Source organism: Xenorhabdus bakwenae (genome assembly GCF_030272115.1).
Lineage (GTDB): Bacteria > Pseudomonadota > Gammaproteobacteria > Enterobacterales > Enterobacteriaceae > Xenorhabdus > Xenorhabdus bakwenae.
In genome coordinates, this window is record NZ_CP119194.1 from 3,312,776 (window position 1) to 3,338,279 (window position 25,504).

A 25,504-nucleotide genomic window follows, 5' to 3' on the forward strand; every position below is an offset into this window, starting at 1 on the left:
TGTCTGATGAAATAAAGAAAAGAAGAGACGGGACGGAATAGGCTTGTAGCTCAGGTGGTTAGAGCGCACCCCTGATAAGGGTGAGGTCGGTGGTTCAAGTCCACTCAGGCCTACCAACTTTTCCGGACACCTCGATGGGGCTATAGCTCAGCTGGGAGAGCGCCTGCCTTGCACGCAGGAGGTCAGCGGTTCGATCCCGCTTAGCTCCACCATCCTCTTCTGATTTATAATCATTTCCGAACACATGCAAAGCCGTGTGTTGTGAAATGTAAGCTCTTTAACAATCTGGAACAAGCTGAAAATTTGAAACAGCCCGTGACGATGAATTCATCAGCACGGGTGAGTCTCTCAGACCCGTCAATCCGAAGACACCTTCGGGTTGTCAGGTTAAGCGACTAAGCGTACACGGTGGATGCCTAGGCAGTCAGAGGCGATGAAGGACGTGCTAATCTGCGAAAAGCGCCGGTGAGCTGATATGAAGCGCTGTCAGCCGGCGATGTCCGAATGGGGAAACCCGGTGCAATCCGTTGCACCATCATTAACTGAATTCATAGGTTAATGAGGCGAACCGGGGGAACTGAAACATCTCAGTACCCCGAGGAAAAGAAATCAACCGAGATTCCCCCAGTAGCGGCGAGCGAACGGGGAGGAGCCCAGAGCCATCAGCATGACACGCCTCAGGAGAACGGTCTGGAAAGGCCGGCAGTAAAGGGTGAAAGCCCCGTATCCGAAGTGGTGTGTTGTGTGAGCTCGAAGAGTAGGGCGGGACACGTGATATCCTGTCTGAACATGGGGGGACCATCCTCCAAGGCTAAATACTCCTGACTGACCGATAGTGAACCAGTACCGTGAGGGAAAGGCGAAAAGAACCCCGGCGAGGGGAGTGAAAGAGAACCTGAAACCGTGTACGTACAAGCAGTGGGAGCCCTGATTTATCAGGGTGACTGCGTACCTTTTGTATAATGGGTCAGCGACTTATATTCTGTAGCAAGGTTAACCGTATAGGGGAGCCGCAGGGAAACCGAGTCTTAACTGGGCGTTAAGTTGCAGGGTATAGACCCGAAACCCGGTGATCTAGCCATGGGCAGGTTGAAGGTTGGGTAACACTAACTGGAGGACCGAACCGACTAATGTTGAAAAATTAGCGGATGACTTGTGGCTGGGGGTGAAAGGCCAATCAAACCGGGAGATAGCTGGTTCTCCCCGAAAGCTATTTAGGTAGCGCCTCGTGAAGTCATCTTCGGGGGTAGAGCACTGTTTCGGCTAGGGGGTCATCCCGACTTACCAACCCGATGCAAACTGCGAATACCGAAGAATGTTATCACGGGAGACACACGGCGGGTGCTAACGTCCGTCGTGAAGAGGGAAACAACCCAGACCGCCAGCTAAGGTCCCCAAGTCATGGTTAAGTGGGAAACGAAGTGGGAAGGCTCAGACAGCCAGGATGTTGGCTTAGAAGCAGCCATCATTTAAAGAAAGCGTAATAGCTCACTGGTCGAGTCGGCCTGCGCGGAAGATGTAACGGGGCTAAACCATGCACCGAAGCTGCGGCAGCGACACGAATGTGTTGCTGGGTAGGGGAGCGTTCTGTAAGCCGTTGAAGGTGAACTGTGAGGTTTGCTGGAGGTATCAGAAGTGCGAATGCTGACATAAGTAACGATAAAGCGGGTGAAAAACCCGCTCGCCGGAAGACCAAGGGTTCCTGTCCAACGTTAATCGGGGCAGGGTGAGTCGACCCCTAAGGCGAGGCTGAAAAGCGTAGTCGATGGGAAACAGGTTAATATTCCTGTACGGGCAATAATTGCGACGGGGGGACGGAGAAGGCTAGGCAATCCGGGCGACGGTCGTCCCGGTTTAAGTGTGTAGGTGGGATAATCAGGCAAATCCGGTTATCCACAGCACTGAGGCACGATGACGAGGCACTACGGTGCTGAAGTTGCTGATGCCCCGCTTCCAGGAAAAGCCCCTAAGCTTCAGATTAGTGCTCATCGTACCCCAAACCGACACAGGTGGTCAGGTAGAGAATACTCAGGCGCTTGAGAGAACTCGGGTGAAGGAACTAGGCAAAATGGTGCCGTAACTTCGGGAGAAGGCACGCTGGCGTTAGGTGAAGGACCGAGCGTCCGGAGCTGAGGCCAGTCGCAGATACCAGCTGGCTGCAACTGTTTAATAAAAACACAGCACTGTGCAAACACGAAAGTGGACGTATACGGTGTGACGCCTGCCCGGTGCTGGAAGGTTAATTGATGGGGTTATCGCCTGGCGAGAAGCTCCTGATCGAAGCCCCAGTAAACGGCGGCCGTAACTATAACGGTCCTAAGGTAGCGAAATTCCTTGTCGGGTAAGTTCCGACCTGCACGAATGGCGTAATGATGGCCAGGCTGTCTCCACCCGAGACTCAGTGAAATTGAACTCGCTGTGAAGATGCAGTGTACCCGCGGCAAGACGGAAAGACCCCGTGAACCTTTACTATAGCTTGACACTGAACCTTGAGCCTTGATGTGTAGGATAGGTGGGAGGCTGTGAAGTGCAGACGCCAGTCTGCACGGAGCCATCCTTGAAATACCACCCTTGAATGTTTGATGTTCTAACGCCGGCCCGTTATCCGGGTTGCGGACAGTGTCTGGTGGGTAGTTTGACTGGGGCGGTCTCCTCCCAAAGCGTAACGGAGGAGCACGAAGGTTGGCTAATCCTGGTCGGACATCAGGAGGTTAGTGCAATGGCATAAGCCAGCTTGACTGCGAGAGTGACAGCTCGAGCAGGTGCGAAAGCAGGTCATAGTGATCCGGTGGTTCTGAATGGAAGGGCCATCGCTCAACGGATAAAAGGTACTCCGGGGATAACAGGCTGATACCGCCCAAGAGTTCATATCGACGGCGGTGTTTGGCACCTCGATGTCGGCTCATCACATCCTGGGGCTGAAGTAGGTCCCAAGGGTATGGCTGTTCGCCATTTAAAGTGGTACGCGAGCTGGGTTTAGAACGTCGTGAGACAGTTCGGTCCCTATCTGCCGTGGGCGCTGGAAGATTGCAAGGGGCTGCTCCTAGTACGAGAGGACCGGAGTGGACGCACCACTGGTGTTCGGGTTGTCATGCCAATGGCATTGCCCGGTAGCTAAGTGCGGAAGAGATAACCGCTGAAAGCATCTAAGCGGGAAACTTGCCTTAAGATGAGTCTTCCCTTACTCCTTTGAGGGTACTGAAGGACCGTCCGAGACGAGGACGTGGATAGGCCGGGTGTGTAAGCGTTGCGAGACGTTGAGCTAACCGGTACTAATGAGCCGTGCGGCTTAACCTGACAACACCGAAGGTGTTTTGGGGATTTGAGAGGGTTTCAGAGTGAAAAACAGCTTGTTCAGGATTGAAGACAGAATTTGTCTGGCGGCAACAGCGCGGTGGGACCACCTGAACCCATGCCGAACTCAGCAGTGAAACGCCGTAGCGCCGATGGTAGTGTGGGGTCTCCCCATGTGAGAGTAGGACACTGCCAGACATTCATTTAGTCAGAAAAGCCATCCGTCACCGGATGGCTTTTTTTGCGTTTAGATGTTTGGAAAAATCAATTACGATATTTGCATCACCATCCAAGCTATCACCTTGCCAGGGAACCTTATGAGTTGGTTGTCTTAAGTTATCCTGAACAACTAAGCGAACAAAGTTATCAGGCGTTTAAAGATTGTTTGAGCTATCAAGTTATGAACCCTGCCTATCTTTAATTTCACTTATGAAATATTGATGTTGGTCACATCGTATTGCGACTAATATCGGCTTAATTTTTCTTCCTTATTTTGATAACTATTTCCTATATAATAAAATGAAATAATTTCAATTTGAGTACAATAACTCGACATTTAACTTCCATTTGGGGTAAATTTGGCTATCTAGAAGTCTAAATACACAAGTTCAATAGTCGAGGTTTTAAGCAATGCCAATTCGTGTACCAGATGAATTACCTGCGGTGAACGCTCTTTGCAATGAAAACATTTTTGTGATGACCTCAACACGGGCCAGTATTCAGAATATTCGTCCATTGAAAGTATTGCTCCTCAACCTAATGCCAAAGAAGATAGAAACAGAAAACCAGTTTATTCGGTTATTGTCTAACACACCGCTTCAAATCGATATTCAATTGCTGCGTATTGATAGTCGCCAATGCAAAAATACTCCCGCTGAACATTTGGATACTTTTTATTGTGATTTTGATTCAATAAAAGATCAAAATTTCGATGGGTTGATTGTCACAGGCGCTCCTTTGGGACTCATTGAATTTGAGGATGTGGTTTATTGGAGCGAGGTTGAAAGAATAGTGATGTGGGCAAAAGAGCACGTTACCTCGACACTTTTTGTTTGTTGGGCTGTTCAAGCAGCATTGAAAGTGCTTTACCACCTTCCTAAATATACGCGAAAAACTAAACTCTCTGGCGTTTATTCCCATTCAACTTTAGATCCTCTGGCATTGTTAACCCGTGGATTTGACGAAACATTTTTTGCCCCCCATTCGCGTTTTGCTGATTTCCCTGAATCGCTGATTCGTGGACATACAGATTTGGCTATCTTAGCCAGCTCAGAAGAAGCAGGCGCTTATTTATTTGCCAGTAAAGATAAAAGATTAGTATTTGTGACAGGGCACCCTGAATATGGCGCAGGTACATTGGCCGCAGAATATTGGCGTGATCGTTCTGCTGGTCTGGAACCGGAATTACCGGTTAATTATTTTCCAAGTAACGATCCTGCAAATAAACCTATTGCGTCTTGGCGCAGTCATGGTCATTTACTATTTTCAAATTGGTTGAATTATTATGTCTACCAAATTACGCCATATGATCTGGCTGTTATGAATCCTACCTTAGATTAAATCCAATTTGAGTTTTAAATAAAAATGAGCGGTTGCTGAAGCGAGCCACTTCTCATTTTTTTAATTTTCCTTCCGTTGCTGTCGTTCAATAGTCATTCGTTATTTTTCATGCATAACAAAAACTTAACATTGTTGCGTGTTATTTTTTAGAATTCATTTCCCAGATTTTTTTATCTTTTATGTGCCTTAATTTGTTGATTTTAATTAATTAATTTTCATTACTAAAAATAATGGAAACTGTTTTTGATTTATTTTTTTAATTGATTACTCTTAAGCAGATCAGTGTTTAAAAGTGAGAAGTGGGGAGATTATGCAGCAGGCATTAGCAACAAAATTAACTTTTATTAAACCTTTTGGAGAGGAGGAGAAACAGGTGTTATCACCTGAATCTATTCGCTTTTTAGAGGATTTAATTATCGAATTTTCTGACAGACGTACAAAATTATTGGATGAGCGTGTACATTGGCAGGAAAAGATAGATAGCGGCTCATTACCTAACTTTATTTCGGAAACAGATTCCATTAGAAATGGGGGTTGGAAAATTCAGGGAATACCCGATGATCTCAAAGATCGTCGGGTTGAAATAACAGGTCCTGTAGAGCGCAAGATGGTCATCAATGCCTTAAATGCCAATGTAAAAGTATTTATGGCAGATTTTGAGGATTCATTAGCACCTGAATGGGATAAGGTCATCAATGGACAAATTAACTTACGGGATGCCGTCAATGGAACGATCTCATATACCAATGAGCAGGGTAAGCGTTATGAGTTGAAAGCAGATCCCGCAGTATTGATTGCCCGGGTTAGAGGGCTGCACCTGCCAGAAAAACATATCCTCTACAAGAACGAACCGATTTCTGGCGGATTGTTTGATTTTGCTCTCTATTTCTACTTGAATCATAAGAAATTACTGCAAAAAGGCAGTGGTCCTTATTTTTATCTACCCAAAATACAGAGCTACCATGAAGCACAATGGTGGAGTGATGTGTTTCGTTTTGCGGAATCACGTTTCAATTTGCCAATAGGTACGATTAAGGCAACGGTTTTGATTGAAACATTGCCAGCCGTATTCCAGATGGATGAAATTTTGTATCACTTGCGTCATCACATCGTTGGCCTGAACTGTGGGCGCTGGGATTATATTTTCAGTTATATCAAGACACTGAAAAATCATGCTGATCGCGTTTTGCCGGATCGCCAATCCGTTACGATGACACAACCTTTCTTGAGTGCTTACTCTCGATTACTGATTAAAACCTGTCATAAACGTGGGGCATTTGCAATGGGAGGAATGTCGGCATTTATTCCTAGTAAAGATCCTGTGCAAAATCAGCAAGTTTTGGACAAAGTCAGAGCGGATAAAGAGCTGGAAGCCAATAACGGCCATGATGGTACATGGGTTGCGCATCCAGGGCTTGCAGATATTGTCATGGAGGTCTTTGACGCAAAACTGGCAGAGCGTCAAAACCAATTAACCGTTTTACGTGAAGAAGATGATGCGATTACGGCTGAACAATTGCTTGCGCCTTGTTTGGGAGAAAGGACAGAAGAGGGAATGCGCGCAAATATTCGCGTTGCCGTTCAGTATATAGAAGCCTGGATTTCGGGGAATGGATGTGTACCGATTTACGGTTTGATGGAAGACGCGGCTACGGCAGAGATTTCCCGAACGTCTATTTGGCAATGGATTCGCCATGAAAAATCACTCTCTAATGGTAAAAAAGTGACAAAAGAACTGTTCAGAGAAATGTTGAAAGAAGAATTAGATGTGATTAAACAGGAAGTTGGGGAGCCGCACTTTAATCAAGGGCGATTCATGGAAGCTTCTGATTTAATGGAAAGAATTACCACTCAGGACAACTTAATTGATTTCCTAACATTACCTGGTTATCAGTTATTAGATTAGCTTAAAGACAATAATGGCAAAAATATCCGATTAATTAAGCATAGGAAGTAGAACATCATGACCATATCCCGGAAACAACAAATCGCTCAATTAGAACAAGAATGGCAACAACCGCGTTGGAAAGGTATCACTCGTCCATATAGTGCTGAAGATGTCGTCAAATTGCGGGGTTCGATTAATCCTGAGCATACTTTAGCGCAACTGGGGGCGAAAAAGTTGTGGAACTTGCTGAAGGGTAACTCGAAAAAAAGGCTATGTGAATGCGCTTGGGGCGCTGACAGGCGGGCAGGCACTTCAGCAAGCTAAAGCTGGTATTGAGGCGGTTTATCTTTCCGGTTGGCAAGTGGCGGCAGATGCAAATACCGCAGCGAGCATGTATCCCGATCAATCATTGTATCCTGTTGATTCTGTTCCTAATGTAATCAAACGTATTAATAATAGCTTCCGTCGTGCAGATCAGATCCAATGGTCAAATGGTATCAATCCAGATAGTCAAGAATATATTGACTATTTCCTGCCGATTGTTGCAGATGCGGAAGCGGGGTTTGGCGGGGTACTGAACGCATTTGAACTGATGAAAGCGATGATCGAGGCGGGTGCTGCGGCTGTGCATTTTGAAGATCAACTTGCAGCAGTGAAAAAATGTGGACACATGGGCGGCAAAGTCTTGGTTCCGACTCAAGAGGCCATTCAGAAGCTGGTAGCTGCACGGTTGGCAGCGGATGTCTCCGGTGTACCCACCTTATTAATCGCACGCACCGATGCAGATGCAGCAGATTTGCTGACCTCAGATTGTGATCCTTATGACAAAGCGTTCATTACGGGCAAGCGAACCTGTGAAGGCTTCTATTGTACTCACGCTGGTATTGAACAAGCTATCAGCCGTGGGTTAGCTTATGCCCCTTACGCCGATGTTGTCTGGTGCGAAACCTCTACACCGGATATTGAAGCAGCTCGTTATTTTGCTAAAGCCATCCATGCTAAATATCCTGGCAAGTTGTTAGCTTATAACTGCTCGCCTTCTTTCAATTGGAAAAAGAATCTGGATGATAAAACGATTTCCAGTTTTCAAGAGCAGTTATCTGCTATGGGATATAAATTCCAGTTCATCACACTTGCGGGCATACATAGCATGTGGTTCAACATGTTTGATTTGGCCTACGATTATGCACGTGGTGAAGGAATGAAACATTATGTTGAAAAAGTTCAGGAACAAGAATTTGCTGCCCTTGACCGTGGTTATACATTCTCCTCACATCAGCAGGAAGTGGGAACGGGATATTTTGACAAAGTGACCACGATTATTCAGGGAGAAGGGGCTTCTGTTACAGCATTAACCGGTTCGACAGAAGAACAGCAATTCTAAGTTCATTATACTGATTGGGATAATAAACTGTGGGGGAATTCCCAAAAGGGATACCCCTTTACGTGCCGAGTAAGGTGGCTAAATATGGAAATAGATCTCGCACATTTAATTGCACAAACCATTTTGCAGGGATTTGATGCGCAATATGGTCGATTTCTGGAGGTCACTTCTGGGGCACAGCAACGTTTTGAACAGGCCGACTGGCCGGCTGTACAGCAGGCCATGAAAAAGAGAATTAACTTGTATGATCATCATGTTGGATTGGTGGTGGAGCAATTGAAGCGCATTCACACTTCATTACAATATGATGAAGATTACATTGCTGAAGTTAAAGCGGTTTATACCCGTTTACTGCCTGATTATCCGCGTTTTGAAATTGCCGAAAGTTTTTTTAATTCGGTTTACTGTCGCTTTTTTAAACATCGCAACTTGAAACCAGAAAACCTCTATATCTTTTCTTCCCAACCCTCTTCCCGTTTTCGTCATATTTCTCGCCCATTATCCCGGGATTTTTTTCCTAATGATAATCTTGCAGCAACGTTGCGAACCATCTTAAATGATTTGCCATTACGCCTTAAATGGGAGAATTTGGATCGGGATATTAGTTATGTCACGCAATATTTACAGAATACATTCTCCCAATCTGATTTATTACACGCCACATTCCAGATTGCGAATGAATTGTTTTACCGCAACAAGGCAGCCTGGTTGGTAGGAAAGATCAGGATGGGGGCGATTGTTTATCCCTTTTTGTTACCGATTCATCACAATGAATCGGGGGGAATTTTTGTTGATACCTGTCTGACCCACTACGATGATGCCAGCATTGTTTTTGGTTTTGCCCGTTCCTATTTTATGGTTTACGCGCCCTTGCCCGCCGCTTTAGTTGAGTGGTTGCGTGAAATTCTTCCGACGAAATCCACAGCAGAACTCTACATGGCGATAGGCTGTCAAAAGCACGGTAAAACAGAATACTACCGTGAATATCTGACATTCATTAATTCCACTCAGGAACAGTTCACAATTGCACCGGGTGTGAAGGGCATGGTCATGCTGGTTTTCACTTTCCCGTCATTTGATCGTGTATTTAAAGTGATTAAAGACAAATTTGCACCACAGAAAGAGGTTTCTCAAGAGCGTGTTCAGGAGTGCTATCGTCTGGTAAAAGAGCATGATCGTGTTGGAAGAATGGCTGATACTCAGGAATTCGAAAACTTTGTGATTGATAAACGCCATATTAGCCCTGAGTTAATGGAGGAATTGCAAAAAGAGATACCAAAAAAGTTAGAGGATTTAGGCGATAAGCTCTTGATAAAGCATCTTTATATGGAGCGTAAAATGATGCCGTTAAATATTTATATGGAACAGATCAATGATGAGGAGCAATTGAAGGATGTGATTGAGGAATACGGAAATGCCATTAAGCAACTGGCTGCGGCAAATATTTTCCCAGGTGATATGTTGTTTAAAAATTTTGGTGTTACACGCCACGGAAGGGTGATTTTCTACGATTATGATGAAATCTGTTATATGGCCGAAGTGAATTTTCGGGATATTCCTCCGCCACGCTACCCAGAAGATGAATTAGCGAGCGAACCTTGGTTTAGTGTTGCTGTTAACGATGTTTTTCCAGAAGAGTTTCGGCATTTTTTATGTACTGACAAACGTATTCGACGTTATTTTGAAGAAAGTCACAGTGATCTGTTTAAATCAGATTACTGGCGGGCATTGCAAGAGCGTATTACAAACGGATATATAGAAGATGTTTTTGCGTATCGCAGTAGACAGCGATTTAGTCAACGTACTTAAATAAACCAAATAAGAAAGATATACCAATCCAACTTCAAGATGCGTGTTATATCTCCCCGCTCAACGGGGAAATATAAGGCCTCGCGTCATCTTGCAGATTGCAACTTGAAGTTTATCGAGTATAAGCCGTGATATTAGGTTAGCTGTTAAAAACGACCGCAGGTGTTTCAATAACTTGACATAATTCGCGGCATGATGAGGCCTGGTTATTTTTTGGCGAAAATTACTTAATGCCACCGTATTCCCGGCTAATTGCCTTTGCTGCCCGCATGACAAGAGCGCCAAGTTCAGTCACTCGATCATCAGAGATACGTGATACTGGGCCGGAGATGGAAATAGCGGCAAAGGCTTCATGATGCTCATCATAGATACAGGCAGCAATACAGCGTAACCCTAACGCATGTTCTTCATCATCAAATGAAAAGCCCTGCTTGCGGATCTGCTCGAGATTTTCTGTTAATGCTGCGGCGGTGGTACAGGTATGCTGGGTATAAGCGTGCATTCCTTTTTTATGCAGCAATTGGAAGCGTTTTTGTTCAGAGAGGGTAGACAGCAGGGCTTTTCCAGCGCCGGAAGCGTGCATCGGTAGATTGCCACCAATGGGAGCAGACATTCTCATCAGCGCATTGCATTGCACTTGATCAACAATCACGGCTTCATATTCGTCCAGATTAAGGATAGCAAGGTTGACGGTTTCACCGGAGTCTTCCATTAACTGACGCAATATCGGATGAACCAGCACCATCAGATTACGGCTTTGTAAGAAACTACTCCCAACGACAAAAGCATGGGAAGCGATCACCCATAACCCTAGATCACCTATTTGGCGAACAAAACCATGTTGCTGCAAGGTGGTCAAAAGACGGTGGGTCGTAGAGTTGGGCAGACCGGCTTGTATCGCCAGATCAGTCAAAGCAACACCAATAGGCGAATCGGAAATGTATTCCAAAAGTGTCAGTCCTCGGCTTAAAGACTGAACCTGACCGCTTGCAGCGGCACTATTTGTCATCATTTTCGTTTTTTTTTGTGCGTTTGCTGGCAACGGCTGTGCTCATAAGATTCCCTCTGAATAATCGTCTGCTTGCTGCAACGATAGCTGCGATGGACAAAAAATGGAATTTATTTTCGTTTTCTTATTATGAATGATAAAGAGGGGAAAAACACATCCGATGTGTTGTGGTTTGATTAATTAATCCTCTTTGCAAGATCAAGAAAACCCGCGTTTCATGCGGGTTTTTCTGGCTCGATGTTTGACTTTATTTTGTCATCCTTCAAACAAACTCTGATGCAATGTCTGAATGACTTGTTTTGCATCGTTACCCGGAACGAGCAGACAAACATTATGGCTGCTTGCACCACAGCTAATCATGCGAATATTAAAGGGTTCCAACACGCCAAAAATTCCTTTTCCCAATCCTTTTGCTCGTGAAAGTTCATTACCGATAATTGCTACTAATGCCATATCTTCCTCGACTTCCACATGGCACAATTTAGAAAGTTCAGTGAGTAATGCATTGGTCAGCAGATTGCCATTAGTGCTGGTGGAACCTTTAGTATCCAGTGTCAGGGCGATGCTGACTTCTGATGTAGTAATCAAATCCACCGAAATATTATGGCGTGACAGTAGGGTAAAAACTTCTGCCAGAAAGCCCCTGGCATGCAGCATTTTCAGGCTATGTAATGTCAGTAAAGTCTGTTTACGGCGCAAGGCCAATGCACGAAACAGCGGGGAATTTTCTGTTTTATCACAAACCACCGTACCGCCTGCTTGTGGATCTTTGCTGGAGCCGACAAATACCGGAATGCCACAGCGAACAGCCGGTAGTAATGTGGCCGGATGGAGGATTTTGGCACCAAATGTTGCCATTTCTGCCGCTTCATCAAAGGCAATTTTATTGATGCGTTTAGCGGTAGGAACAATACGGGGATCGGTTGTGTAGATGCCGGGAACATCTGTCCAGATATCAACACGCTGTAAACCAAGTGCTTCACCCAGTAAGGCTGCGGTATAATCACTGCCGCCTCGTCCCAGCGTAGTTGTCCGCCCTTTTTCTTCTCTGCCAATAAACCCCTGAGTGATGACGATTGTATTGTTCAGGCGAGGATGAAGGTACCTCATTGCCAAAGTATGGATCTGGCGTATATCTGGCTCTGCCCGCCCAAAGTTATCATTGGTTCGCATGATCCGACGGATATCAAACCATTCAGCACCCATATTGCGTTGACGTAGCAACTCTACAAACAATAAGGTAGACATCACTTCACCGTGGCTAACCAATTCATCCGTCAGTGCTGCTGATGTGGCGAGCGATGCGGCTTCTGACAGCATCTCAATATTTTCCAGCAGACGATCAATTTCCCCACGGATCACATCGGCTTCATTCAAGCGGCCAATAATGGCATATTGAATGTCACGGATCTGTTTCAGGCAGCTCTCCCGTTTGTCACTCCCGCAACCAGCCGCCAATGCAACCAGCAAATTAGTTACGCCAGCAGAAGCTGACAGAACGACCACCCGGATATTTGTGTTTGCCAGGATAATGTCGGCGCAATTATTCATGGCATCAAAATCTGCCACACTAGTACCACCAAATTTTGCTACTACATACTGCGAGTTAGGAGATGAAACAGCACACATGGATGATAACCCTTTGTTTGGAGAATAGTTCAGAGAATAGGCTGTTAGAAATATCGGGTTAGGCGTACGGAGTCAATATTTGACAATAAAGCATAAATAATTTTCATGATGGAAAGGAAATTATCGTTTTTGCCTATCTCAACAATTAAGACTGGAAATCATGAGCTATTTTGACCAATATCAGTAATTACAAGGAAAAGGAGATCAATCACAGAATTAAGCCGTTACAATCTGTGCATTCCTATTATTTATTGACAGTTGATAGAGAGCATTATTCATGAAAAGCATCAACCCTAGCCAGACCGAAGCCTGGAAAGCATTGCAGCAGCATTTTGAGCAAATGAAAAATGTGCATTTGCGGGATCTGTTTGAACAGGATAAAAAACGATTTACGGCATTTTCTGCGACATTTGATCAGCATATTCTGGTGGATTATTCCAAAAACCGCATTACGACGGAAACACTGGAGAAATTACAAGCATTGGCACAAGAAATCGATTTAGCCAGTGCAATTCGCAGTATGTTCTCTGGTGAGAAAATCAATCGTACTGAAGATCGTGCGGTGCTGCATATTGCCCTACGTAACCGGAGTAATACCCCGATTATGGTGGATGGGGAAGATGTGATGCCGCAAGTCAATGCGGTGCTGGCGAAAATGAAATCATTCAGTGAACGCATCATTAGTGGTGAGTGGAAAGGCTATACAGGCAAAACCATTACAGATGTTGTCAATATTGGTATTGGTGGTTCTGATCTTGGTCCTTATATGGTGACTGAAGCACTGAAAGCGTATAAAAATCACTTGAATATGCACTTTGTTTCTAATGTTGATGGAACCCACATTGTTGAAACGCTCAAAAACTTGGATCCAGAAACCACCTTGTTCTTGATTGCTTCCAAGACGTTTACTACGCAAGAAACCATGACCAATGCACATTCTGCCCGCCATTGGTTCCTGCAAAGTGCCGCTGATGAAGCGCATGTCGCAAAACATTTTGCGGCATTATCCACCAATGAACAAGAAGTGAGAAAATTTGGTATCGATCCCCAAAACATGTTTGAGTTCTGGGATTGGGTAGGGGGGCGTTATTCGCTCTGGTCTGCAATTGGTTTATCTATTGCGATTTCCATTGGTTATGAAAATTTTGAACAGCTGTTGAGTGGCGCTCATGCTATGGATAAACACTTTCAGCAAACCGCCTTCGAGCAGAACATTCCTGTTTTGCTGGCACTGATCGGCATCTGGTACAACAATTTCTTTGGGGCAGAAACTGAAGCGATTCTGCCTTACGACCAATACCTGCACCGTTTTGCTGCCTATTTTCAACAAGGCAATATGGAATCAAATGGTAAGTACATCGATCGTGATGGCAATCCGGTGAATTACCAGACAGGGCCAATTATCTGGGGCGAGCCTGGCACCAATGGTCAACATGCGTTCTACCAGCTTATCCATCAGGGAACTAAATTGATCCCGTGTGATTTTATTGCGCCAGCAATTAGCCATAATCCAGTGAGTGATCACCACAGTAAACTGCTCTCTAACTTCTTTGCACAAACTGAAGCATTGGCATTTGGTAAAACACAGGCTCAGGTGGAAGCTGAATTTGCACAAGCAGGAAAAAATGTCGAAGACGTGGCGAATGTTGTGCCATTCAAAGTGTTTGAAGGTAATCGTCCGACCAACTCTATTTTATTACGTGAAATTACCCCATTCAGTTTGGGGGCATTAATTGCTATGTATGAACATAAGATCTTTGTTCAAGGCGCCATTTTGAATATCTTCTCATTTGACCAATGGGGCGTAGAATTGGGCAAACAATTGGCGAACCGTATTTTGCCTGAACTGCACGATGCAGACGCTGTAACTAGCCATGACAGCTCTACAAATGGCCTGATTAACCAATTCAAAGTGTGGCGTTAATCTGAGCTTCCATATTATCTAATCTTTTCTCACCTTAATAACAACTGTTGTTAAGGTGAGTTTTTTTTGTGATTTACATAATTTGTTATCAACTTTTAATTTTATTGGTCTGCAACATGATATCCTCACTCCCCATTCGTTGTGCTGTCGGGGAAATTGCTCTTCCCCGCAATGGGAAAATGATATGGCAGATGACACAATATTAAATTCAACCCCCATCCACTGGTTATCATCAAATGAGACTGCCCCTCTGCCTGAATCTGTTTTAGATTGGCTGATGGAAGTCGGCTCAATGACACGTCGCTTTGAACAACATTGTCAGCAGGTATCGGTTGCACCTTTCCGGGAAGATTTTATTACTCTGGCAGAGTTAAATGATGAAAGTGAGCACTTACCTGTAAGTGGAAAATATTGGTTACGTGAAATTGTCTTGTATGGAGATAACATCCCGTGGCTTTTGGGGCGCACAGTGATCCCTGAGGAAACACTCACTGGCCCAGATAGAAAATTGGTGGATGTCGGCACGGTTCCACTTGGACGTTATCTTTTTAGTGGTCATAATTTAACGCGGGATTATATTCACATAGGCCGGCAGGGGGATCGTTGGGCGCGTCGTTCTTTATTGAGGCTGTCGGGCAAGCCACTGCTGCTCACAGAGGTTTTTTTACCGAATTCACCTGTATATAAAGAGAATTAAGATCAACAGAACTAAAAGGGAGAAATAGATTGAAGGTCAGTATGACGCGGGATAAATGGCGTGCTTATTGTCGTTTAATGCGTATCGATAAACCGATTGGCACATTATTACTATTATGGCCAACCTATTGGGCATTGTGGATCGCCGCAAAAGGTATGCCAGATTGGCACATAGGGTTAGTCTTTACTCTCGGTGTGTTTTTCATGCGTGCTGCGGGATGTTGCATTAATGATTTTGCAGACAGAAAATTTGATGGGTATGTAGAACGGACAAAATCTCGTCCTCTTCCCAGTGGCGATATTACCGAAAAAGAAAGTAACATCTTGTTTGCCACACTGATACTTATTTCTTTCGCACTGGTTCTGACACTGAATAAAATGACGATTGCATTATCGGTCGTTGGTCTGGCACTGGCGTGGGTTTACCCTTTTGTCAAGCGTGTGAGTCACTTGCCACAAGTTGTGTTAGGTGCGGCTTACGGCTGGTCAATTCCGATGGCCTTTGCCGCAGTTAGTGAATCCTTACCTTTGGAATGCTGGCTGTTATTTTTGGCTAATATCATTTGGTCTGTCATTTATGATACACAGTATGCCATGGTTGATCGTGACGATGACCTGAAAATCGGCGTGAAATCGACCGCCGTGCTTTTTGGGCGCTTTGATAAACTGATCATTGGCATTCTGCAATTCATCATGCTGGGCATTTTGGTTTTAGTTGGCGGGATGGTGAATCTGGGGGGAATCTATTATTGGACGGTATTGCTGGCAACCGCATTATTCGTTTATCAGCAGAAACTGCTCACAAATCGGGAAAGGTCTGCCTGTTTTCAGTCATTTATGAACAATAACTACGTTGGTTTAGTTCTATTCCTCGGCATCTTTTTTAGCTATGTCTAATATAACGGGCGGTAAACCGCCCGTTAATTTCTTGTTATGGCTGATCTTGTGCTATCTGTATAGGCTCATTCTGTTCTGGTGGCATACTGACACTTTCAATCGTCAAGCGAATTTCAGGTGACATCAACTCACTCAATACATGATAGAGTTCCTGGGCACTGGTGGTGATCATATCGCCGCTGTCTTGAATATAACCCTCTTCACGCAACGTATTGACCGAGCAAGCAAAAACGGCCTTATCAAAGAACTCTGGCGCATTGATGCCATGCAGCACTGACAGACGTTGTGCCAGCATCCGGCTCTCTTTTTCCAGTACACCACGGCTGATTTCAGGGGTGGCATTCAACAAAGAGAGCGTAATGGCATAACGTTGCAGTGTTTCCCTGATGCCTGCTGCCAGCAATTGCAGTGGGCGAATACGCGCAGGATTCAGCACCAGCATTTCTTGCTCTTTGTTGCAGATAAGGCATTGGTGCGCCAGCTCATCAATCAAGGTATTGACGACGTCCGGGAGCGTTTCCTTACTGTAACGCATGAAAAGTTCCTGCTTGATCAGCGGATAAATCAGTGCTACCTGTCTGAGCAATTCACTGCGACTAATGCGGCGGTGATGCATAATAATACTGGTAATCAGGGATGGCAGGATCAGTAAGTGCTGGATATTATTACGATAATAAGTCATCAGTACCGCGCTTTCACGTGGCAGGATAATAATATCGCCCAGGCCGTCTTTCTCAACCTCAAACTTATTCATCATAAGAGCGTGATCTAACAACTCTTCTGCGGTTTGGTTTGGCACCGTGATATCGTTAGTGTAAGGCACATTACGCAGTAATTGCAGATAGCAATCTAACTGCTCAATAAGTTGCTCGCGTGTAAGTGCTCGCTGACGTGATGATAACAGTGCTGTAGTGCATAAATTGATAGCATTAGCTGCGGCAGCATTATTGATATTGACCATAATATTGTTAGCCAGTTTACTGACTGTTGGCGTCAGCCATGTTGGACGCTGAGATTCTATCGGGTCAATGGAGTCACGCCACTCTGGTACATGCTGATTCAGGTATTGTATCAACGGGATCGGTTCACCAAAATTTACGTAACCTTGTCCCAGATTACGTAATTTGCGCAACCCTCGAACCATCTGGAAAAAGCTTTCTTTTTCCTTGGTGGCTCCGCGCAGCTCTTTGGCATACGTTGCCACTTCCATCACATATTCATAACCGATATAGATCGGCACAATCGTGATGGGACGAGATTCTCCCCGCAGCATGGCTTGCAGGGTCATGGAAAGCGTCCCCGTTTTGGGATCAAGCAAACGACCAGTACGGGAGCGTCCTCCTTCGACAAAGTATTCAACCGAATAACCGCGGGTAAACAACTCACCGAGATATTCACGAAAGAGGGTTGAATAGAGCTTATTGCCTTTAAATGTACGGCGGATAAAGAACGCACCAAGACGACGGAATATCGGCCCGGCAGGCCAGAAATTCAGGTTAATACCCGCAGCAATGTGTGGTGGAACCAGCCCTTGGTGATAGAGCACATAAGAGAGCAGAAGGTAGTCCATATGGCTGCGATGGCAGGGAACATAAACCAGTTCATGACCATCCTGTGCCAACTGGCGAACTCGTTCGGCGTTATGGACATTGATGCCCTGATACAAACGGTTCCAGGTCCAACTTAAAACCCGGTCGGTCAAGCGTACGGTTTCATAGGAGAAATCCGCAGCAATCTCTTCCAGCATATTGATAGCATTCTGCTTTGCCTTTTCGGGAGAGATTTTCTTGCTACGGGATTCATCAGCAATCGCTTTTTCTATTGCTTTTGATGTCAGTAACTTGTTGAACAGATCCTGCCTGGCAGGCAAACGAGGTCCAACAGCCGCAAGACGTTGGCGGGAATAGTGCATCCGGGCCACACGGGCGAGTTTATTGGCGATGATATTATCTGTGCCATGTTCGTCGGCCATACGGCGTAAAGACACCGGAGTGGAGAAACGAACAAAACTATCCCGTCCAAGCCATAAGATCGCAAAAAACTTCTGCACGCCATTTAGCAAGCGTAATCGTGGGGTTGTATGCCCTTCTTGCCCTTCGCGCCCAGGGGATCGGCCAAACATGACGGAAACAGGCACCATCTGGATATCCAGATCGGGATTATTACGATGCAAGTCCAGATAGGCATGGAAAATTTTCACAGATTCATGTTTTGGTGCATAACAACGGAACACACGTGGACCGTTATCAATAAAGACACAACTGGGCAGCTGTGTATCACTAATTTCCAAAGGATTCAACGGATCAGGCAGATCTTGCGCCAGACATTGTTGACGCAGAGTCAATAAGTCTGTTTTTGAGCGGTACGGTAATATGTACAAAATAGGCCGAGTCGTATCAAGACGCAGCTCCGCAATAGGATCCGTAGGGATTAGTTTACTTTTTACTAAAAATTTTAGTGGTAAATTCAATAACTTATAATATATTTTACGCCAGCCTGACATAACTGCTTTAAGCCTCTTGTTAGCAACGCATCGCAAGGATACCAGAAACGGGTTTTGAGATCTGTGGAAAATAAGACAATAATAAGAGCTAAAAGTTATATAACCATACATTTAATAAGTTCATTAAAGAAAATTTTTATGGCAAATCAATCAACAGGTTTGAATCGCATCATTAAAGCGGCTGGGTATTCGGCGAAAGGAATCAAGGCAGCATGGCAAAATGAAGCGGCATTTCGGCAGGAAACAATGGCCGCCATACTTGCGATCATCATTGCATTTTCTATAGATTTTGGCTTACTTGAAAGACTCCTTCTGATTGGCGCTGTTATGCTGGTGGTCATTGTCGAAATCCTCAATAGTGCCATAGAGTCAGTCGTGGATCGCATCGGTAGTGAATATCATGAATTATCAGGTCGAGCGAAAGATATGGGGTCTGCGGCGGTATTGCTCAGTATACTTTTGGCGCTGTTTATTTGGGGAATGATCTTTTGGTCGCATTTTATGCGTTGAGGTAGCGTATTTTTTCAGCAAACTATGTTAGTTCGCTGCTTTTACATGTTGACCGGTTCCCAATTCGGCTTTACCTGTATATACTCACAGTTTGACTGTATAAACAAACAGGGGGCGAAATGAAAGCATTAACTGCCAGACAGCAGCAAGTCTACGACTTGGTGCGTGACCATATTTCGCAGACGGGTATGCCACCAACACGTGCTGAAATTGCAGCGCGGCTTGGTTTTCGTTCACCTAACGCAGCAGAAGAGCATTTAAGGGCTTTGGCGCGTAAAGGGGTGATAGAGATTATCTCTGGTGCATCCAGAGGTATCCGTTTGCTTCTTGAAGAGGATGATGGAGGAGCAGGATTGCCGCTGATCGGTCGTGTTGCTGCTGGAGAACCACTGCTGGCTCAGGAACACATCGAAAGTCACTATAAGGTTGATCCTGAATTATTCAAACCAAGTGCTGATTTTCTGTTACGTGTCAGAGGGATGTCCATGAAAGACATTGGGATTATGGACGGAGATTTACTGGCTGTGCATAAAACACAAGATGTTCATAATGGGCAAGTCATTGTGGCGCGCATTGAAGATGAAGTCACAGTAAAACGCTTCAAACAAACAGGAAACAAAATTGAACTGATTGCTGAGAATCCAGAATTTAAACCCATTGTTGTTGATTTGAGCGAGCAGAATTTCACTATTGAAGGATTGGCAGTCGGCGTTATTCGTAGCGGGGACTGGTTCTGATTGTAAAGGCGGATAATTGCAGTTTGCCATTCTGGGGCGGTCATTTTCCCAGTGTCCGTTAAACTTAAGTTTAACGGACACTGGGAAAATATATGATTATATTAGTTATGATCGCCTCATTGCTCAATTTGTCTTCAAGTGTCTTTTCTTATTTCTTTTTATTTTCTTCAACCGAATGATTGTGCTGGCATATATCACGCTCTGTACAGGATTCAATCTCATGGCAGGAAGAACACATGCCATGCACTTCTATCACGCTATTTCGCAAGTGAAATCCCGTACCTTGTGCTAGCTGTTGGATAGCTGATTCAATATCCTTTGCATCCTTTTCGGTTACTGAACCACAAAATTCACAGATAAACATTGCCGAAGTATGGCAAGGCTCTTCAAAATGATGGCAAAGCACATAGCTATTTGTAGATTCTATTTTGTGAATAAAACCTTGTTCCAGCAGAAACTCCAACCCACGATAAACTGTTGGAGGCTTGGCTTGTGGCTCGACTTCACGCAATAAATCCAGCAAATCATAGGCACTTATCGCGCTAGGTTGTTCAGTGATTAAGCGAAGAATTTCAAGGCGTTGAGGTGTTAAACGAACCCCTCTTGACAGGCAGATTGTTTCAGCCTGTGCCAGTAACTTTTTTTGATTGATAGTTTTCATTACACCTCTCACCCCGACACGATGCTAATGACTTTAATATTATCATGTTTTTTAACCTGAGAGTGGGATCTCTATGATGTTCAATTCTCGTCTGATGTGTAACATACCGGTGAAGACGAGTGGCCCACTTGTCATGATGAGATACTTGAAAATAAAGTTAATCCGTAAATAAGAACAATAAAATGGGCTGAAAAACGGAGAAAATAAAGCTGAAAATATTGGATAATATCCAGGTGCTTAAGTTAATTTATCCGCCAATTATATTGGGAATTAAAATTATATGTTTTTTAAATATGTAATTCTTCATAATTAACACTGAAAATAGTATTCTCCATTACTAATATTAGAGATGGTTTATAATGATATATAATATAAGGCTGTTTATTCTAATGGTTTCACTTAAGAAAGAAAAAAATTACAACATTAAAAATTCTAAATACATCTTACTTAATTAATGGATTAAAAATGAAAGAATTATTGCAAAACCACCCGAATAATAGAAGATTTCCTGTTAATGGTTTTAGGATAATCAAAAATATCCTCAAGGAAAAAAAGGGAGTGACATTTCTCAAGCCTGTTCAGGTAGTTGGCTTTAGTGTTCTTTGGATTGCAACACTTTTGTTAGGGGGATTATCGATCGGAATAACGATACTGATCCTTGATGCTAATAACGTACCTTCAAAGGGATACATACTTTGGGCTAGTTTGATTGGCTTGAGCTTACTTGGTATCTATTTCTCCACTTATAGTTTACAACGCATCAAAAATCTCCCTATTACTGAACAGAAACGTTATTACTTACAGGCAAAGTATTCTGTTTTGCCGGAAGAAAAACGTCAGGCATTGCGTTTGCATATCGTTAGTTGTTATTACAATGGTTTTTGGACAGAAACATTAGAACATTACCCTTTAAAAAGCCGTGTTTCTCGTGATAATTACCAATACCGTATCTTGCCCTTATCTGATGCAGAGCCTCACCAATCTCAAGTCTATACAGATTGGGGAATACTTGATGAAAAAGACTATTGGAAAGTATTGCATGATTTATGGGCGGGAATGCACTCAGAGCGTTTTGCGGTTGATGCGGTTTTTACCGATGGAGAAATGTTTAAGGTACTTGGCAGTTTAATTGAAGAGCCAGAGGAATATGTACAGCAATGTTCTCGCTCAATTAATGGACGCCCACCCGCTTTACTTTGGGGATTTGATCTCTGGCGAGCGATTGTTTTGAACCGAAATTGTTTTGCTGCGGGCTATATTAGTGAAGAAACAGCGTGGAAAAATATACTAAAAACAGCCGATTATGTTTATGAAATCTTTGGCAGCTTTGATGAATTCCATACGAATTATCGGTTAGGTAATGCCTATTGGAATCGGGATTTTGACACAGTGAAAGGGCGCTTGAAAGCGTTTTGGCTTTACAAGGAACACTGTGACTGGCCGATGGCTCAGTTACCCTGGCCAAACCCGAAAGGTATATTTATGGAACAATATATGAAAGATGGTTTTGCTGATGCGGTCAATTCCATATTGCGCGATCAACAAATGGAAGATTCATTTGACGACGAAGTAATGGATGAGGAGTATAACCATACCGAAATTCGTGTATTGCATTAACAGCCTGTAGGGATAGGTATGTATACTCTATGACACAAAGGAACAACGACAAAAATACTACAAGTACAAACATGGCAATATATGAATTAACACAGGATACGTTAACAGAAGTTGAAATGACTTCATTTGAGGCAGAGAAGCTGAAGGAACGACAAGACATCCAGCGTCTTTTAAGATCGCAAATTGGAGCTATTAGTCCAGATACATTAGTGATTGCAGAAGAATATAGTCATTTTGTTGGCTCTAAGCGAAGCCTCGATTTACTTGGTATCGATAAGTCTGCCAATCTCGTCGTCATAGAGCTTAAGCGAGATGAAGATGGTGGTCATATGGAACTTCAGGCGATTCGGTACGCAGCTATGGTTTCGAATTTAACGTGGGAGCAAGCTGTTAGTGCCTACAGGGAATTTTTGAATCAAACGGGACAGTATATTGATGCTGAAAGTTCGCTGTTGGATTTTCTAGCCTGGGATTTTCCTCAACATAATGATTTTGCTAAAGAAACGCGTATCGTTTTAGCTGCTTTTGGTTTTTCTAAAGAGATTACGACATCGGTTTTATGGATGAATGATAGAGGGATGGATATAACTTGTGTTCGTCTTCAACCTTTTCGAGTAAATGAAAAACTTTTATTGAATGTTGAGCAAATTATTCCTCTTCCCGAAGCGGTAGATTACCAGATAGAGGTACGCCATAAAAATCGGGAAAAGAGAGTTGTTAGCAATGAAAAAGATCACTCATCACTTAATCTGTATGTTAATGGAATTCTTTACCAGCAAGGTTTCCGTAAGTCAGATATTGGTTTTTATACAGTTAAGGCACTTGAGGATCATAAATTAATTGATGAGTCTGGTTTTCACTATCTCCGAAATAATAAAACTTGTTCGTTTCAGTTGCTGAAAAAATATGAAGAAATTAAAGGAACTGAAGACAAATACAAAAAGTATCGTACTCAGTTAGAGCCTGAGTTTGCTTATCAAGGTGGGGAGTATTACATCGCTAGAAATTGGAGTCTTTCTAGTACAAATCGATTTATTGATGAAATTCAAGAGAAATTCTCGTCATTACATTTTGAATGGAGCTAATTCAAGCATTCATTTTTGGTTGCGTTTGAAGCGATCCTTTTTGCTTTGTATAATCGCCCGTCGTGGATAATTTGGGGGAGTTTGTGCTCCCCTTAATATCTCCTAATGGCTGAATAAGCCGAAATAAACCAGAATATAAAGTGGCGATATCGGCGCTATCTTTTTGATTTTTAAACGAGGTTTGTGATATGCACCCATCATCCCGCTTTTCCGTTGCACCCATGTTGGACTGGACTGATCGCCATTGCCGTTACTTTCATCGTTTATTGAGTAAGGAAGCCCTGCTTTACACGGAAATGGTTACAACGGGGGCGATTATTCATGGCAAAGGGGATTATCTGACCTATAACGAGCAAGAGCATCCATTGGCACTGCAATTGGGAGGTAGTGATCCTCAGGCATTGGCGCAGTGTGCCAGGATCGCGCAGGAAAGAGGTTACGATGAAATCAATCTGAATGTGGGTTGCCCTTCTGATCGTGTGCAGAATGGCCGCTTTGGTGCTTGCCTGATGGGAGAAGCAGCGCTGGTAGCTGATTGTATTAAGGCAATGCAGGATGTCGTGGATATTCCTGTTACCGTTAAAACTCGCATCGGAATTGATGAACAGGATAGCTACGAGTTTTTGTGTGATTTTATTGATATTGTTGTGAAAAATAGCAATTGCGATAATTTTATTATCCATGCACGTAAAGCGTGGCTGTCGGGTTTAAGCCCGAAAGAAAACCGTGAAATTCCACCTTTGGATTACCCGCGAGTCTATCAATTAAAACGGGATTTCCCCCAACTGACGTTTTCAATTAATGGCGGCATTAAATCGTTGGAAGAGGCCAGGCAGCATTTGCAGTATATGGATGGCGTGATGATTGGACGAGAAGCCTACCAAAATCCATCCATTCTGGCACATGTGGATCGTGAGTTGTTTGACCAAACAGTTCCAGTGACCAATACGGTTGAGGTGGTTAAGGCGCTTTATCCTTATATTGAACAAGAGTTATCAAAAGGCACTTATTTAGGGCATATCACCCGCCATATTTTAGGCATTTTTCAGGGAATTCCTGGGGCACGTCAATGGCGTCGTTATTTAAGTGAAAACGCCCATAAGCCGGGCGCTGATATTATGGTTGTTGAAAAAGCGTTGGAAATGGTAACAGAGAGGATGTAAATCCACTCAGGTATTTTGCCTGAAATCATGGGATCAATAAGCTGGAGCCGTGGGTTGCACGGCTTTCCAGTGTCTGGTGTGCTCTTACCGCTTCGCTCAGTGGAAATTTCTGGTTTTCTGGTACATCCACATTGATCTTGCCACTGGCAATTAAAGCAAATAATGTCTTGCTGGCTTCTGCTAACTCTTCGCGGGTGGTGATATAGCCATTAATAGAAGGGCGGGTGAGAAACAGTGAACCTTTCTGGGTGAGGATACCCAAATTCACTCCGGTTACTGGCCCTGAAGCGTTACCAAAACTGACCATCAACCCTTGTCGTTTTAGGCAATCCAGTGAATCCAGCCATGTCTCTTTGCCAACAGAATCGTATACGACACCCACTTTTTCCCCGCCAGTAATAGCCAGGACGCGTTCAACAATATTCTCGCGACGATAATTGATGGTTTGCCATGCTCCTGCTGCTTTGGCGAGTACCGCTTTTTCGTCTGAACCTACTGTGCCAATCAATTTCGCGCCCAGTGCTTTTGCCCATTGGCAGGCAATTAAACCAACACCACCGGCGGCGGCATGAAATAAAGTGGTTTCTCCTGCCTGAAGCTTATGTGTCAAATTGAACAGATAGTAAACAGTCAAACCTTTTAAAAATGACGCAGCTGCTTGTTCAAACGAGATCTCATCTGGCAACAGAGCTAATTTGCTTTCAGGAACGTTGTGTATTTCACTGTAAGCCCCTAAGGCTGACTGGGCATAAACCACACGATCACCGACTTTAATTGATGTCACATTAGAACCAACTTTAGTGACAATGCCAGCGGCTTCCGTTCCCAGGCCGCAGGGCAGGCTGGCTGGTGGATATAAACCACTGCGTATGTAGGTATCGATATAATTAATACCGATAGCTTTGTTTTCGACTTGTACTTCATCGGGAGCAAGATCAGCAGGTGTAAATTCACAATATCGGAGTACTTCTGGGCCGCCAGTGGCGGATAATTCGATGTGTTTTGCCATGGTAACTCTCTCATTATGTTAGAAATATTGGGAACAGACTCGCATGTTTGCAATGAAATAGCTGCAAATAGCGCGTTAATGTATCTGAAATCATTACAGACTATATATAATTACTCAAGGCTGTTTTCA

Annotated in this window: 16 protein-coding genes, 2 tRNA genes, 2 rRNA genes and 1 pseudogene; 16 read left to right on the forward strand and 5 right to left on the reverse strand. The window is 43.9% G+C overall.

Going from position 1 to position 25,504, the window contains the following annotated elements; all coding sequences use genetic code 11:
* Window positions 1–39 precede the first annotated feature (39 nt).
* From PXH59_RS16505 to aceK, 8 genes and pseudogenes are all read left to right on the forward strand, one after another.
* Window positions 40–116 (forward strand) — tRNA-Ile (locus tag PXH59_RS16505).
* A gap of 20 nt (window positions 117–136) precedes the next feature.
* Window positions 137–212, forward strand: a tRNA-Ala gene (locus PXH59_RS16510).
* Window positions 213–385: 173 nt separating this feature from the next.
* Window positions 386–3,297: ribosomal RNA gene (locus PXH59_RS16515) — 23S ribosomal RNA — on the forward strand.
* Between the two features lie 79 nt (window positions 3,298–3,376).
* Window positions 3,377–3,492, forward strand: a 5S ribosomal RNA gene (rrf, locus tag PXH59_RS16520).
* Window positions 3,493–3,924: 432 nt separating this feature from the next.
* Complete coding sequence (gene metA / locus PXH59_RS16525; protein ID WP_285809214.1) at window positions 3,925–4,854, forward strand: homoserine O-acetyltransferase MetA; 930 nt, start codon at window positions 3,925–3,927, stop codon at window positions 4,852–4,854.
* Between the two features lie 310 nt (window positions 4,855–5,164).
* Window positions 5,165–6,760, forward strand: coding sequence for a malate synthase A (aceB, locus tag PXH59_RS16530; protein WP_285809215.1), 1,596 nt, complete (start codon window positions 5,165–5,167; stop codon window positions 6,758–6,760).
* A gap of 126 nt (window positions 6,761–6,886) precedes the next feature.
* Window positions 6,887–8,126: pseudogene (gene aceA, locus PXH59_RS16535) on the forward strand (isocitrate lyase).
* A gap of 84 nt (window positions 8,127–8,210) precedes the next feature.
* Window positions 8,211–9,935 carry a bifunctional isocitrate dehydrogenase kinase/phosphatase gene (gene aceK / locus PXH59_RS16540; RefSeq protein ID WP_285809216.1) on the forward strand — a complete coding sequence of 575 codons (1,725 nt, stop codon included), beginning with the start codon at window positions 8,211–8,213 and terminating at the stop codon, window positions 9,933–9,935.
* Window positions 9,936–10,158: 223 nt separating this feature from the next.
* Here the strand turns inward: aceK and iclR are convergent, their stop codons facing one another.
* Together iclR and lysC are read right to left on the reverse strand one after the other, a co-directional pair.
* Window positions 10,159–10,947, reverse strand: coding sequence for a glyoxylate bypass operon transcriptional repressor IclR (gene iclR / locus PXH59_RS16545; protein WP_285809218.1), 789 nt, complete (start codon window positions 10,945–10,947; stop codon window positions 10,159–10,161).
* Window positions 10,948–11,199: 252 nt separating this feature from the next.
* Window positions 11,200–12,573, reverse strand: coding sequence for a lysine-sensitive aspartokinase 3 (gene lysC / locus PXH59_RS16550; RefSeq protein ID WP_285809219.1), 1,374 nt, complete (start codon window positions 12,571–12,573; stop codon window positions 11,200–11,202).
* A gap of 277 nt (window positions 12,574–12,850) precedes the next feature.
* Between lysC and pgi the strand changes: the two genes are divergently transcribed.
* From pgi to ubiA, 3 genes are all read left to right on the forward strand, one after another.
* Window positions 12,851–14,497: a glucose-6-phosphate isomerase gene (pgi, locus tag PXH59_RS16555; protein WP_285809220.1), complete on the forward strand. Its 1,647-nt coding sequence runs from the start codon at window positions 12,851–12,853 to the stop codon at window positions 14,495–14,497.
* 184 nt (window positions 14,498–14,681) lie between these two features.
* Window positions 14,682–15,194, forward strand: coding sequence for a chorismate lyase (ubiC, locus tag PXH59_RS16560; RefSeq protein WP_285809222.1), 513 nt, complete (start codon window positions 14,682–14,684; stop codon window positions 15,192–15,194).
* A gap of 41 nt (window positions 15,195–15,235) precedes the next feature.
* Complete coding sequence (gene ubiA / locus PXH59_RS16565) at window positions 15,236–16,090, forward strand: 4-hydroxybenzoate octaprenyltransferase (protein ID WP_285811809.1); 855 nt, start codon at window positions 15,236–15,238, stop codon at window positions 16,088–16,090.
* Between the two features lie 34 nt (window positions 16,091–16,124).
* On the opposite strand, the gene plsB is transcribed toward ubiA, so the two are convergent.
* Window positions 16,125–18,593, reverse strand: a complete 2,469-nt coding sequence (gene plsB, locus PXH59_RS16570) for a glycerol-3-phosphate 1-O-acyltransferase PlsB (RefSeq protein WP_285809224.1) — start codon at window positions 18,591–18,593, stop codon at window positions 16,125–16,127.
* 138 nt (window positions 18,594–18,731) lie between these two features.
* On the opposite strand from plsB, the gene PXH59_RS16575 reads away from it, so the two are divergent.
* Both PXH59_RS16575 and lexA read left to right on the forward strand, forming a co-directional pair.
* On the forward strand, window positions 18,732–19,103 hold the full coding sequence (locus tag PXH59_RS16575) for a diacylglycerol kinase (protein ID WP_285809226.1): 372 nt from the start codon (window positions 18,732–18,734) through the stop codon (window positions 19,101–19,103).
* 119 nt (window positions 19,104–19,222) lie between these two features.
* Window positions 19,223–19,840, forward strand: a complete 618-nt coding sequence (gene lexA, locus PXH59_RS16580) for a transcriptional repressor LexA (RefSeq protein WP_047769942.1) — start codon at window positions 19,223–19,225, stop codon at window positions 19,838–19,840.
* Between the two features lie 148 nt (window positions 19,841–19,988).
* Here lexA and zur read toward each other — a convergent pair whose 3' ends face one another.
* Entirely contained in the window at window positions 19,989–20,501 is a 513-nt protein-coding gene (zur, locus tag PXH59_RS16585; RefSeq protein ID WP_047769944.1) for a zinc uptake transcriptional repressor Zur, read from the reverse strand.
* A 465-nt stretch (window positions 20,502–20,966) separates the two neighbouring features.
* Here zur and PXH59_RS16590 point away from each other — a divergent pair, with 465 nt between their 5' ends.
* The 3 genes from PXH59_RS16590 to dusA all read left to right on the forward strand — a co-directional run bounded on the left by PXH59_RS16590 (window position 20,967) and on the right by dusA (window position 24,366).
* Window positions 20,967–22,118, forward strand: a complete 1,152-nt coding sequence (locus PXH59_RS16590; protein ID WP_285809230.1) for a DUF1266 domain-containing protein — start codon at window positions 20,967–20,969, stop codon at window positions 22,116–22,118.
* Window positions 22,119–22,189: 71 nt separating this feature from the next.
* The gene (locus tag PXH59_RS16595) at window positions 22,190–23,203 is read left to right on the forward strand and encodes a PDDEXK family nuclease (RefSeq protein WP_285809232.1); all 1,014 of its coding nucleotides are present in this window, start codon (window positions 22,190–22,192) and stop codon (window positions 23,201–23,203) included.
* A 188-nt stretch (window positions 23,204–23,391) separates the two neighbouring features.
* Entirely contained in the window at window positions 23,392–24,366 is a 975-nt protein-coding gene (gene dusA, locus PXH59_RS16600; RefSeq protein ID WP_285809233.1) for a tRNA dihydrouridine(20/20a) synthase DusA, read from the forward strand.
* Window positions 24,367–24,391: 25 nt separating this feature from the next.
* Here dusA and PXH59_RS16605 read toward each other — a convergent pair whose 3' ends face one another.
* On the reverse strand, window positions 24,392–25,375 hold the full coding sequence (locus PXH59_RS16605) for a quinone oxidoreductase (RefSeq protein WP_285809235.1): 984 nt from the start codon (window positions 25,373–25,375) through the stop codon (window positions 24,392–24,394).
* Between the last annotated feature and the right edge of the window lie 129 nt (window positions 25,376–25,504).